The 13,784-nt window shown below is 41.2% G+C and carries 10 protein-coding genes; 2 read left to right on the plus strand and 8 right to left on the minus strand.

What is annotated here, in order from left to right:
* The first annotated feature begins 223 nt into the window (after positions 1-223).
* Positions 224-3,223, plus strand: coding sequence for a DUF3857 domain-containing protein (locus ACSLUK_RS00005; protein WP_448546429.1), 3,000 nt, complete (start codon positions 224-226; stop codon positions 3,221-3,223).
* Positions 3,224-3,254: 31 nt separating this feature from the next.
* Here the strand turns inward: ACSLUK_RS00005 and ACSLUK_RS00010 are convergent, their stop codons facing one another.
* On the minus strand, positions 3,255-5,183 hold the full coding sequence (locus tag ACSLUK_RS00010; RefSeq protein ID WP_448546430.1) for a DNA topoisomerase III: 1,929 nt from the start codon (positions 5,181-5,183) through the stop codon (positions 3,255-3,257).
* Between the two features lie 186 nt (positions 5,184-5,369).
* Here ACSLUK_RS00010 and folA point away from each other — a divergent pair, with 186 nt between their 5' ends.
* On the plus strand, positions 5,370-5,858 hold the full coding sequence (folA, locus tag ACSLUK_RS00015; protein ID WP_448546431.1) for a type 3 dihydrofolate reductase: 489 nt from the start codon (positions 5,370-5,372) through the stop codon (positions 5,856-5,858).
* Positions 5,859-6,035: 177 nt separating this feature from the next.
* Here folA and ACSLUK_RS00020 read toward each other — a convergent pair whose 3' ends face one another.
* The 7 genes from ACSLUK_RS00020 to surA all read right to left on the minus strand — a co-directional run bounded on the left by ACSLUK_RS00020 (position 6,036) and on the right by surA (position 13,782).
* Complete coding sequence (locus ACSLUK_RS00020; RefSeq protein WP_448546432.1) at positions 6,036-6,662, minus strand: hypothetical protein; 627 nt, start codon at positions 6,660-6,662, stop codon at positions 6,036-6,038.
* Positions 6,663-7,255: 593 nt separating this feature from the next.
* The gene (locus tag ACSLUK_RS00025; protein ID WP_448546433.1) at positions 7,256-9,274 is read right to left on the minus strand and encodes a methyl-accepting chemotaxis protein; all 2,019 of its coding nucleotides are present in this window, start codon (positions 9,272-9,274) and stop codon (positions 7,256-7,258) included.
* Between the two features lie 162 nt (positions 9,275-9,436).
* Positions 9,437-10,267, minus strand: coding sequence for a symmetrical bis(5'-nucleosyl)-tetraphosphatase (locus tag ACSLUK_RS00030; RefSeq protein ID WP_448546434.1), 831 nt, complete (start codon positions 10,265-10,267; stop codon positions 9,437-9,439).
* 3 nt (positions 10,268-10,270) lie between these two features.
* Positions 10,271-10,663, minus strand: coding sequence for a Co2+/Mg2+ efflux facilitator ApaG/CorD (gene apaG, locus ACSLUK_RS00035; RefSeq protein ID WP_448546435.1), 393 nt, complete (start codon positions 10,661-10,663; stop codon positions 10,271-10,273).
* Between the two features lie 2 nt (positions 10,664-10,665).
* On the minus strand, positions 10,666-11,478 hold the full coding sequence (gene rsmA, locus ACSLUK_RS00040) for a 16S rRNA (adenine(1518)-N(6)/adenine(1519)-N(6))-dimethyltransferase RsmA (protein ID WP_448546436.1): 813 nt from the start codon (positions 11,476-11,478) through the stop codon (positions 10,666-10,668).
* Positions 11,479-11,498: 20 nt separating this feature from the next.
* Positions 11,499-12,491 (minus strand): 4-hydroxythreonine-4-phosphate dehydrogenase PdxA, encoded by a 993-nt coding sequence (gene pdxA, locus ACSLUK_RS00045; protein WP_448546437.1) that lies wholly within the window; start codon positions 12,489-12,491, stop codon positions 11,499-11,501.
* Positions 12,492-12,498: 7 nt separating this feature from the next.
* Entirely contained in the window at positions 12,499-13,782 is a 1,284-nt protein-coding gene (gene surA, locus ACSLUK_RS00050) for a peptidylprolyl isomerase SurA (RefSeq protein ID WP_448546438.1), read from the minus strand.
* Positions 13,783-13,784 lie beyond the last annotated feature (2 nt).

Raw genomic sequence — 13,784 nt, forward strand, 5'->3', positions numbered from 1 at the left:
AAATCAATAACGCCGCATATAAGCCTTTAAAACTCGCCCTTTGGGAATGCATGGGCAACATGATAACTGCACAAAATAAGCTTAATGTAGAACAACTATATCTACACTTATTTCGTTTGTTCTAATGTCGCCCATGTCATTCTAAGTGGGCAATTCTTTATGCGGATTGGTATAACAACAATAACCTCGAACAGCAACCTCAGAATAATAAAAGGATTTTGCATTGCATTTAGTTCAATTCTTAAAGAATGGCCTTTATTGGTTACTCGTCTTACTTTTCACTTTAGTACATGTAGTTTCAGTGCAAGCGGCCGATAATGAACAGTTCATTCAGGCGACACCCGAGTGGGTTGAAATTCGTCAACCCGAATTGTCAAAAGATATCCCTGTTGATGAGATAAGTAATGGCGTGTTTTACCATTTAATTGACTTGCAGTTCAAAGTTACTCAAACAGGAGAGCGAGCGATTTATTCGCGTTATGTTGAAGAGGTCATAAACCAAACAGGTGTTGACTATAATTCTCAGCTGAATTTGTCTTTCGACCCTAGTTATCAACAAGTTTGGTTAAACTCCTTGTACTTGATACGTGACGGGCAAAAAATTGATAAGCTCAACACTGCGAAAATTACGCAACTAAACAACGAGAATGAATTAAACGCACAGATATATCACGGAAACTTGACGCTAAATGTACTAATTGATGATTTACGTGAAGGCGATGTGCTTGATTACAGCTACTCCAGAGTAGGTGTAAACCCAATTTATCAAGGCGTTTTTTCGTATTCTCGTACGTTAAATTGGTCTGTGCCCGTTGCTGAGCAATACGTGAGAATATTGTGGGGCAAAAATAACCCTTTATTTGTTAGTGGACGCAATTTTGAACCCAATGTTAGCCAAACCCAGCTTGGGCAATTTCAGGAGTATAGTCTTTACGTAAACAACCCTGACACCATTAGGATCCCAAGCGAAACACCTAATTGGTATTCGCCATATAACACCGTTTATTTTACTGAACTTTCAAGTTGGAGGCAGGTAGTAGATTGGGCGCAACCGCTGTATCACGTTGATGAAATCGTTCCTGAGGTTCAAGCCGTAGCTAACGATATTAAAGCAAGTTATGGTACTAAAAGTGAACAAATTTCAGCGGCGTTAAAGTACGTGCAAAACGAGATAAGATACGTTGCCTTGCAAAATGGTATCAATTCTCATTTGCCAACACCTGCGAGTGAAACCTTGGCACTAAGGTATGGTGATTGCAAAGACAAGGCTATTTTATTTATTTCGATTCTTAAAGGGCTTGGCGTAAATGCGTATCCAGCATTGGTGGATACCGAAGAAACCTTGTTACTAAACGAAAAACCACCAGCGCAAAACCGTTTTGACCATGTGTTGGTGACACTTGAACACGATAACCAAAGGTATTGGTTAGACCCTACAATAAGGCGTCAGGAAGGTCAGTTAGACGCATTATATCAGCCTGACTACGGCTATGCGCTGATTCTCGCTGCTGATCAAACAGCGTTAACGTCAATGAAGCAAGCAACAGTTAACTCTTACTTGCATGTTAACGAGCAATATTCAATCCCTGCTATTGCTACCGAAGCGGTAGAATTTACAGTGGTCAGTGAGTACTTGGGTGATGAGGCGTTAGCCAAAAGAAATCAAATTGAAGAAAAAGGTCGTGCTAAATTAGCCAGAGATTACGAAGTCTTTTATCAAAAGCAATACCCTGAATTGAAAGCGACGTCTGAATTAACTGTGGTGAATAATGAAGATTCTGGTGTCTTGTCGTTAACTGAGCACTACTCAATTAATAACTTTTGGTCTAAAGAAGAGAAGGATTTTAGTGCCAGATTCTACCCAACCGATATCCGTAACGCAGTTTTCAAGCCTGAAGAAGTTACGCGAAATGCACCATTGCGTTTAACTTTTCCCGATAAAATCAAAATGGTAACGCAATTAACGTTTGCTGAAGATGGCTGGACGTTTGAAAATGAAACTTTCACGGAAGATAATGACTTTTTCTATTTTAAAAAGAATGTCGTTTTTGAAGGCAGCACGTTGACGCTAACGTATGACTATCAAGCCAAGGCCAATCACGTGCCCGTTGCTCAGATACAAGAGTACTTAGATGCACGCATCAGGCTTAGAGACGAAGCCTACTTTGGTATCATCAAATACGGAGATCATGAAGAAGTTGTTGCAAGCCCAAAAGAAAGTTTTAACTATTCGTCATGGGTTGAAATAGGTAGCGTTGTATTTTTATGCGCCATTGGTTTTATCATCATCAGTTGGCGTCTTGAATCAAACGCTCGTCCGAGATTTGAAGGTGCCAGCTATTATCCCATTTCCTTAGCCAAGTTCTTAACTTTATCAATTGCTACCTTTGGTTTTTATATTGCTTATTGGATGTATAGAAACTGGAAAGCCGTTAAGCAGCAACAAGGCTCGACTATTATGCCAATAGCGCGTGGCATATTTTCAGTATTTTGGTTTTATCCGCTATTTAACCAGCTAAAAACAGACAGCATGGCGCGGTTTGGCGACAATCGTGTAATGATGACTACGTTAGCCATCCTATTTGCTTTGGTTTACTTTGTTTTTGCTGTTGGTTCTAATTATGTAGATTCTATGGCGGTAAGCATGGTTTATTTGCTGCTTCCCTTACTGTTCATTCCCTTGGTTAGCTACATAAATTTAATTAATCAGTCTGCGCTTGAAGCTTACCGCTATAATTCGAAATGGCATTTGCGTCATATTGTTGCGATTATGGTTTATTTACCATTGCTGGTATTTACCTTAGCAGATGAGAGTTCGCTGTTGCCGAGTGATCAAGTGGTCACACAGGAACAAATTCTACAAGGTGATATTCAATTCTTACAACGCAAAAAGCTGATCCTGCCAAATGAAACCATTAACTATTTCTATAGTGACGCCATTTTTTCCGTACGTGATGACGGTAATGGCTTTACTGACAATCGCATCTTCTCGTATTGGCTGAATGAAGCGGATGAATTTCAAAGTGAAGTTGTTTCTTTCACTGAAGTAAAAGACATTAAAGTCGACTTTGCACCAAATGATAACGCGAACACTGTGATTACGGTGGTTAGAAAAGATGATTCTGAATTCATGTTATTTGTTGCACCACTTGAAGGTAAAGACAGACTATTTGTCAATAAGCTGAAAAGCTTGTGGCGAAAACAGAAGATGTCAGAGTCATAGTGGTTGCGAGCTGGAAGTATGAATTATATGTCTATGCTTTCAGCCGTCTTTTTCTCTTTTTCATATAAGCCGGCTTTTGGCTTGATTTGATGCCTTTTAAGGCAACGGGAAGTTGGTTAGACGCTAATGCAACTAATTCAGTTAATGTGTGAGTTAACGGTGTCATAAAGCCTTGATAATTGGCTTTTTGTTCACTAATTTGATTGAGCGTAGCTTCCCAGTGGGCGGTCATATCTGGTTTCGTGCACTGTTCCGGTAAGGCGGCAATCAGGCCTTTTCCTGCATCAGTGGCGTGAATCGATTTTCCTGCACGTTGTAAAAAGCCGCGTTTAAATAGAAGCTCTATGATATTCGCTCTGGTAGCTTCAGTGCCTAATCCATCTGTATCTTTTAACACGCTTTTAAGGTGTTTATCGGCGACATAACGGTTAATACCCGTCATTGCTGCCAGCAATGTTGCATCGGTAAATGCTTTTGGCGGTTGGGTGAGTTTTTCTAGCAATCGTCCCTGAATACAATGTAATACATCACCTTTGCTGACCTCTGGCAAAAAATCTGATGCTTCATTTTCTGAATCCTCATGTTCTTTGGACCTATGCTTGTTAAAGAGTTGCTTCCAACCAATTTGAACTGGAACGTTGGCTGTAGCAGTGAATAACCCTCCGGAAATCGTGAGCGATAATTTAGTATGGTTGTATGTGTAGGCAGGAAAAAATTGTGCAACATATTGGCGAGCAATAAGCTGATAAACGTTTTTCTCTAAATTATTCAGCGTTGCACTGTTGAGTGGTTTTTCCGTAGGAATTATGGCGTGGTGTGCGGTTACCTTGCTGTTATTCCATGCTTTGCTTTTAAGCGCTGCGTTAGCGCCAACTATTTCATCAGATATCGGTAGTTGTGCTGACGCTAGGTTAGCTAATATTGTACGTGCTTGCTCATGGTGTTCTAGCGGTAAATAACGGCAATCTGAGCGTGGATAAGTAATCAATTGATGCTTTTCATATAGGCTCTGACAAACGTCTAATACGAGTTTCGCATTCATCGACAATTGATTTGCTGCGGCGATTTGCAATGCAGACAAATTAAAAGGCAAGGGGGGATTTTGCTGCTTATTTTCCTTCTTTATATCAGTTACAGTTGCTGGCTGATCAGAGATGCGGCCAATAACATTTTCAGCGAGCTTTTTGTTGAGTACGCGACCATCTTCATCCATATACGGTTGACACGCTTCGCTGGGTTGCCACATAGCTGAAAACGTCTCGTTCGTCTTAGTTGTTACGTCAGCAGCCACTTGAAAATAAGGTTTTTCAACAAATTCAGCAATTTCTTTGTCACGATTTACTACAAGCCCCAGCACAGGCGTTTGCACTCTCCCTACCGATAGCACGCCAGAATAGCCAACTTTGTTGCCTTGTATCGTATAAGCTCTTGTTAAGTTAATGCCGTATAGCCAGTCTGCTCGGCTTCTGGCAAGTGCTGAAACAGAAAGCGGAACAAAGCTTAGGTTTGGTTTCAATTGATTTAAGGCACGCTTTACCGCAGGCGTGTTCAGGTCGCTTATAAGCAGACGCTGAATTTGTTTTTTCTTGGCGTCACTCACTTTGAGAAAATCGATGACTTCATCTATTAGCAATTGGCCTTCGCGGTCAGGGTCGCCCGCATGGATTATCTGGCTTGCTTGCTTAACCAGTTTTCGAATAACGCTAAGTTGGCTCTTGGTCTTGAACTTGGGTTTGAGTTGCCACGCTTGTGGAATGATTGGTAAGTGATCAAGTTGCCACTTCTTGTATTTTTCATCATATGCGTCTGGATCGGCTTGTTCTAGAATGTGTCCGATACACCAAGTGACGACATCACCGTTGCCAACTTCTATAAAGCCTTGTTGTTTTTTATGTGGTTTTGGCAGTGCAGCAGCGATGGCGCGCCCTAAACTAGGTTTTTCGGCGATATATACTTTCATTCAAATTTGCGTCAATAGATAGAACGACTAAGTGTAAAAGATAACTGTCTTTATATCCAGTGTTTAAGTGCTGGCGTTAATGTCAATCGCCACGCGTTGTTAATGAATCTTATAAGAAAAATAGTGACGCTAATAGAACGCAGATAGTAGAATATGTGCATCATTTACCAAAATAATTAAACGGCCATGACAATACTTTCGATGATTGTTGCACATGCGAACGATCGCATTATCGGTAAAGACAACGACATGCCTTGGCATTTGCCAGCGGATCTCGCTTACTTCAAAAAGACGACACTGGGTAAGCCAGTGGTGATGGGACGTAAAACCTATGAATCTATCGGCCGACCATTGCCTGGACGTCAAAACATCGTAATTTCTCGTGATCCTAATTATTACGCTGAAGGAATTGAGGTCGTTACTTCGGTAGACGCAGCGATTGTTAAAGCAGGCGATGTAGAAGAAGTGATGGTGATAGGCGGTGGTGCAATTTACGCCCATTGCTTACCTGCTGCTCAACGACTTTATATCACGCATATACAGGCAAGCATTGACGGAGATACGCAATTTCCTAGCTATGACTTAAATGAATGGCATAAAATCAACAGCGAGAGCTACAAGGCTGATGAAAAGAATGCCTATGACTTAGAGTTTGCGGTTTACGAAAAACGCTAGAAATAAATTACTCCATCGCGACATCGGCTAATAATTGTCTAAGAATTCCCCAAAATTTGTTTGCAACTTTTGGGGAACACTGATGAATTTCACTTCATTTACTCGCCTTTGGTTTTGTGTTTATACGTCGTAGGCACTTTTAGCTGATTCTGAAACGCTAGTCATTTATCGCTTTGGCTATGCGCCTTTCTTAATAATACTTTTTCGTTTGGCAAACCAATCGGTAAGCAATAAGCGAAATAACCAATAAAGCATTACTACGATTACTAGAAATATTGGTAAATTTTCGTCAATAAATTCGGGCCATTTTCCTGATGTATTGGCAACAAGTGAGAGAACCGCGCCTAACAGGGCGTAACACATGCGCCATAAGTGTCTGGCAATACGGTGAGCGCCAGAAATGCCTTTTTGTATAATCAATTTCAAATCAAGCATTGCGGCGAGCAATGCAATACTGCCAAATAGATAATACATTGTTGTCATAAAGCCGGCCGGTGACGTTGTTGCCACATAAAAGTATCTGGCGCATACGATGGTAATTGTAAAAAATGCGATAATTTCAAACTTTCCCGATTTCTTTTCTGGCCGACGGATGGTTACCCATGCGGTTGATACAAAGTAGATTGACGCAATAGCGATTACTGGGTCATCAGCCAAGTAAGTGGCACTTCCTGCCATCAAAATAAATGTAATAAAGAATGCGTTTCCGGTATTGCGATGTATTTTACTTCCTTTGCCTGATAACAACGCTCCGATACCAGACAGTAATACTAATGCACCTGCAAATATGTGAAAAGTTAGCATTATCAAACTCCTTTTAGTGTATATGTTAATTGATTGGCTTAATAAGAAGCCTGTGTGTTCAACTCTACAAAGCAACACGATAATTTTGAGTTGAGTAACTGTCAGCGCATGAACTTTGTATGCATTGCCACAGCACAATTTCGCGTTTGGCCAAGTAGTTGATAGATTATGGAAAGAATGTCTCAATTCAAAGGCCAGTTATGTGCTAACAATTTGCCAATTACGCTTCGCATGTGCCAACTACGTGTCAACTTTGAGTGAAATTTGTACAGTGATGGTTGGTTGATAGCCAAGATGTTGGTTTTACGAATTGAATTAACTATTTGATCAATACAAAGATTTGTCAGAGAAATTATCACTCTCCTGACTGGTTACTAAGGATGAATTAAATAGGCTCATATGCGGCAACAGTAATGATAACCAGGTTATCATATAGCTTTAGGGACGTAGGTTTGCTTTGGAGCTAACTGTTGATAAATATTGTTCTTTGGTATTAATACAGCTAAAGCAGAGTTTGCAGATTGAATAATCACCAAACAAAAATGCCGCAATAATAATTGCGGCATTTTTCGTATAGTGGATTGTAACTGGCGTTACAACTTAAACTCTTGCACTGATTGTTGCAGTTCTTCGGCCAATCTCGCGACTTCACTGCTTGACGAAGCCGTTTGCTGAGAGCCTGCAGTAGTTTGTTCGGCAATTGTCACAATTGACTCTAAGTTTTCGCTAATTTCATGTGCCACAACACTTTGTTCTTCTGCCGCGGTCGCAATTTGTGAAGAGCGATCGTAGGCTTCGTGTACGGCGTGGGTAATGGTTTCAAGCGCCTTATCGGCTTCTTCACTTTGCTCAACACAGTCTGATGCTTGTTTTTTACCGGTTTCCATTACAGCTACAGCTTTCTCAGCACCCGTTTGCAGTACTTCAATCATGTTCTGAATTTCTTGTGTAGACTCTTGAGTACGGCTGGCCAACGTTCTTACTTCATCAGCAACAACGGCAAAGCCACGGCCTTGTTCACCAGCACGTGCCGCCTCAATGGCTGCGTTTAGTGCTAGTAGGTTGGTTTGCTCTGCAATACCGCGAATTACATCCAAGATTCCACCAATAGAAGCACTGTCTTGTTGCAACTTATTGATAACCTGCGAAGCAGACTCAACTTCAGCGGCCAATTGTTCAATAGTGTTACGGTTACGGCTAGAGATAATCTTAATACGCTCTGCTTCGTCATCTGCTTGTTTGATTTCACCTAATGCATCGTTAGCACTTGAAAGTACGCTTTGTGAAGTGCTACTCATCTCTGTGGTTGCTGAAGCGGCTTGTTCAACTTGATTACGTTGTTCTTCAATTGCCGTTGTACTTTGAGCTGTTACCGCAGAAGTTTGCTCTGCAGCAGTTGCGAGCTGCGTTGAACGGCTCACAATGCTTTGAATTAAGCTACGTAGACTATCAATTAATAAATTACAGTTACGAGATAATTGTGCGAATTCGTCTTTACCACTTTCATCAAGTTTTCTTGATAGATCACCAGAGGCAACAACATTCAGCATATCGTTAACACGAGCAAGTGGACGAGTAATACTGATTAATGTGGCATAGGCTATACCTATTGCGATTAGGATGGATACTACTAATATCGACAGTGTTAACGTAGTACCTTCCGATACTGCAGACCTAACCAATTGAGAAGTAGTTGCGGATGTTTTATTCGCCAGCTCAACTTGTTTAGATAAGATCTCATTGGCTTTTTTAATGTTGTTATCTGTTTCTGTGAGTTCTTTCGTTGCATTAGCAATAGCGCTCAACTCACGGCTCTTATTGGTGAACATACTATTGTCACCAGACACTAGGCTTTCAACTTCGCTGAGTGATTCAACAATGTCTGACGCAATATCATCAACGCCATTCGCATTGAGTTCGTTCAACACTTCTTTGATTGAACGATTAAGTTCGTTCATTGTGTTAGTTAACTCTGTCTCAACAAGGCTAGCTGATTGAGGGTTTTTGATTTCTCTGTATTCAAAACCAAGCGTTACCATTGAATTTAGTAACGACTCAATCATTTCACTTAGGCTAACGGCACGTTGCAACTTAGAGCTCGCAAGGTCGTGATCGGCCATATCTAATAATATAGTCGCCGCGTCGTCTGCTTTTTCTTCTAACGTGTCAATTTTGTCAACAAGTGTCGCTTTTTGCTCGATGCTGGTGCGACGGCTTTCGATGACTTGGGTAATGTGTGTTTGCAGTAACGTAAATTCTTCATCTATTTTTCGTAGATTACCAATCAAGTTTGGCTCTTTTTGCACGATTGATTTTAGACTCTTTATTTCTGCTAAAAAGTCCTTCTCACTTGTTTTATAAGCACTTAAGTTACTTTCTAATGGCGCTAATTCACTTTGGTAATAAGCTCGCAAGGCTAGATTACCAATTTGGCTTAACTCCGTTGCCAGTTTATTACTTCCTTTCAAGGTTGGTATTGCTAGCTCACTCTGTTGCTGAGTAGATTCTTGAATCGTGCTTAAATTACTATAAGAAATTATGCTGGTTAAAATTAAAAGAATGGAAATAATGGTAAAACCACCAATTATTTTCGATGCTACAGTCAAATTCATTTAAACCACCAGTTTATTGTTTGAAATACGAAAAATAGACTAAATTCAATTGCTTCTAAGCGCTGTTTTAACTTTAGTCATAGCTTTAGTTATCGACAGATTGCACAAATGGTTTAGCCTTAACGCATAGTATAACAATCAATAACATATTTTCACCTTTAGTTATTGCTTTATCTTTGTTTTTTTATGCGCTGGCTCGACAAAGTACTGCTTGTCGTCCCATCTTAGCAATGTCAGGCTACCGCCCCACACGCAGCCAGTATCAAGTGGATAGGTGTTTGGTACAGGACAATTCCCCATGAGAGCCGCCCAATGGCCAAATATCCACTGATTGTTTTTAAGTACATCTGTACTTAAAAAGTACCAAGGTTTTATATTAGGAGGCGCTTCACTCGGTCCCTGCTTACAGGCGAATTCGAGTGTTAAATCATCATAACAATATCGCATACGCGTGAATGCATTGATGGTATAGCGAAACTTTTCAGTTTTCGTTCTAACTTGATGCCAATCGTTTGGCATCTCACCGTACATTCTTGATAACCATTTTACGAGATGTTTTGATTGTAACTTCTCTTCGGCAAATCTCGCGCTGGCAGTTGCTTCATCAATTGTCCATTGTGGTGCTATGCCTGCGTGCGACATATAGACATTTTCATTTGGCAATTTGCGTAACAGCGGCTGATGAACTAACCAATGTACAATACTTTCAAGCTCAGATGATGCCAATAGCGCTGAGAGTTTGTCTTGTTTCTTTTCAGGTTTTAAGCCATGAATGACTGACAATAAATGAAGGTCGTGATTTCCGAGAACGGATTTAACGCTGTCGCCAAGAGACATTAAATATTGTAGGGTTTCCAAAGATTGTGGCCCTCTGGCCACCATGTCTCCAGCTACCCAGAGTTCATCTGTTGCTGGTGAGAATGCCACTCGTTCCATTAACGCTCGTAATTCTGAGTAACACCCTTGAATGTCGCCAATAAAATAGGTGGCCATTATTTAGTTTAAAATTCCCGGTACCGCGAGCCTGAAAACGGGGATATGCACTTTATAACTTTGTTTTTCGGCGTCAATCATCAGGTAGTAGCCCTCCATAGTCCCTACAGGAGTTTCAAGTGCACAACCACTTGAATACTTATATTTCTTACCAGTAGCAATTAGTGGCTTTTCTCCAATGACACCTTCGCCTACGACGGTACTGATTTTGGCGTTACCGTCTGTGATAAGCCAATAACGTGATAGTAGCTGAAGGTCAAATTCACTTTGATTATCTATAGTGATGGTATAGCTGAAGATATAATGATCTTTATCGCCGTCTTGTTGCACGCCAATAAATTCAGTTTCCACTGTTACAATGACATCATCGTTATCGATAACCGCGCTATCATCCATGGTTATTGCTCTATCGGGTTCTTAGTTAAAAAGTTAGCTAAATCAATGTAGTTGTCAATGGACAAGTTTTCCGGACGCAAGCTTGCATCAATACCTAGCGCTTCAATATGCTCAACAGCTATGAGCTTCTTGAAAGTGTTGCGTATGGTTTTACGGCGTTGATTGAATGCCGTAAGACATACGGTATTTAAATCTTTTAATGACATCGCTGGCTTTGCTATTTCTTGCTTAGGGATTAGCCTGACAATAGCAGAGTCTACTTTAGGTGGTGGCTGAAATGCTTCAGGGCCGATTTCCATCACAGGCATAACCTGACATTGATACTGCGTCATTATCGACAAACGTCCATAGGCTTTACAGTTTGGGCCTGCCGCCATACGCTCTACGACTTCTTTTTGCAGCATGAAATGCATGTCTTGCACCTTGTCTTTAAAGGTTAGCAAGTGAAAGATGAGTGGCGTTGAAATGTTGTATGGCAAATTGCCGAAAATTCGTAATGGCTGCCCTTCGCGATATAGTTGACCGAAGTCAAACTTGAGAGCATCGACTTCATGTATTGTAAGCTTTGGCGCTAAGAAAGGATGATGACGCAAGCGTTCAGCGAGATCTCTATCTAATTCAACAACAGACAAGTTACCAGCGCGTTCAACTACTGGTTCTGTTAATGCGCCAAGTCCAGGGCCAATTTCTACCAGATTTTCATTAGGCTCTGGATTTATCGCATCTACAATTTGGCTGATAATTGCGTCATTGTGTAAAAAGTTTTGGCCAAAACGCTTTTTGGCTTGGTGACCCAAGTGAGAATTTTTACTCATAGTGTTTCAATAATATCGCATTATTTTGTTTGGTTATTGGCTAAATGGATCGCCGTATTAAGCGCTTCATAGAAGCTACCTGGATCCGCTTGATTGGTACCAGCCAAATCGAGAGCTGTGCCATGATCAACAGAGGTACGAATAAATGGCAGGCCAAGTGTAATATTAACTGATGAACCAAATCCTTTATATTTTAGTACAGGTAGCCCTTGATCGTGATACATGCTTAAAATTGCATCAGCTTGTGCTAAGTATTTCTCTTGAAATATGGTGTCTGCTGGAAGAGGCCCTATAAGGTTCATGCCTTCTGCGCGCAATTCGTCGAGCGCAGGGTTCATCACCTCAATTTCTTCTTTTCCTAAATGGCCATCTTCACCTGCATGTGGGTTAATTCCACAGATGTAAATACTCGGAGAGGCTATACCAAATTTAGTTCGCAAGTCTTGGTGGAGAATACGGGTAACTTTTTGTAATCGTTCAAAAGTAATCGCTTTTGAGACATATGCCAATGGTATGTGAGTGGTAACTAATGCCACTCTTAACCCTTCAGTTGCTAACATCATGACAACATCACTGCAGTTAGCTTGATGGGCAAAATATTCGGTGTGGCCGCTAAATGCGATGCCGGCTTGGTTGATCAATCCTTTGTGCACGGGACCGGTAACAATGGCGTCAAACTCACCGTTAATATTTTTCTCGCTTGCAATGCGCAAGGTTTCAACAACGTAATGCCCGTTGTCGACATTAAGTTCGCCAGCGATGCATTCACCGCCCAGTTCAACGGGTAAAATGGTCAAAGTACCCGCTGCTTGCGGTGTAGCGGGTTTACTTGAGTCATACTCCTGCAACTGGATGGGGAGACCTAACAATTTTGCGCGCTCGCGCATTAATTGTGGTGAAGCAACAACCACTAATTGCACTGGCCAAGCTTGTTGAGCTATAGCAATTGTTAAGTCCGGCCCGATACCTGCTGGTTCACCCGGTGTAATTACGACGCGCTTTATTGAACCCATTGTCAATTTACTCTACTACCTCGATGAAGGCTTGGTCGCGAATTTCTTTTAACCATCGTGCTTCTTCCATACCGTACTTACGACGATACAGTAATTGATAGGCTTTATTCTCATTCATTTGTTCGGTTGCGTCCAGCGTTCTGCGCCCTGTTAGTTGCACTAAATGCCAGCCAAAAGACGATCTAAACGGTTCGTGATATTTATCAACATCTAAACGTGCGAGTGCATCACTAAATGCTGGATCATATTTATTTGGATCAGCCCAGCCTAGGTCGCCGCCTCTTACAGCTGTCGGTCCATCTGAGTGTTCTTTTGCCAATTCTTCAAAATCTGCTTCGCCTGCTTCAAGCTGTCGTTTAAACTCTTTAAGCATTTCTTCGGCCTTGGCTTCACTTAGAATGATTGATGGTTTAATCAAAATATGACGTGAGCGGACTTCTTCAACTTCAACTACTTCTCTACCGCGAATATCTTGGACTTTCACGATGCTGAAACCTAAACCTGAACGAATAGGCCCTAGCACTGTGCCTTTATCTTTGCCGTCGATGATTTCAGAAAACAGCGTAGGTAATTCGTTGATACTTTTCCAACCTAAATCACCCCCTTCAAGTGCGTTAGCGCCACCCGATGAAGCAATGGCGATCTCTGCAAAATTGCCACCTTCATTAAGAAGTTCGATTACTCTGTCTGCACGCGTTTTTGCAGCGTTAATATCTGCTTGGGTTGGCTCAGCTGGAAATTCGATTAAGATGTGGCCTAAACGGTACTCTATGTCATCGCTTTTTTGTTCTTTCAACATCGACATTAAATTAGCAACTTCTTGCGGTGAAATGTAGATACGACGGCGCATAGCGTTTCGTTTAACTTCACCCGTAATTAGCTCTGTACGAACAGACTCGCGGTATTTTTCGTAGTCAATGCCTTGTGAAACAAGCGAAGCTCTGAAAGCTTCAATGCTCTGATTATTTCCTCTGGCCATATTATTAATGGTGTCATCAAGCTGAGCATCACCAACTTGAATGCCCATGCGCTCACCTAATTGCATGATTAGGTTGTCATTGATGAGCTTCTCTGTGACTTGAACACGCAATGCTTTATCTGACGGCAAGTTTTGATTATTCTGAGCCGCTTGTGCTTTGATATTTTTTAATAGCTCTTGAATTTCTGACTCAAGCACCACGCCACTATCGACAATTGCTGCTACACGGTCAAGTTCTACTTCTTCGGCAATTGTTATAGTATTCACTGCTAAAGCCGCTAATACAGCGAATATTTTAAATGTTTTGTTCATAA

This window comes from Thalassotalea fusca, from assembly GCF_053485835.1.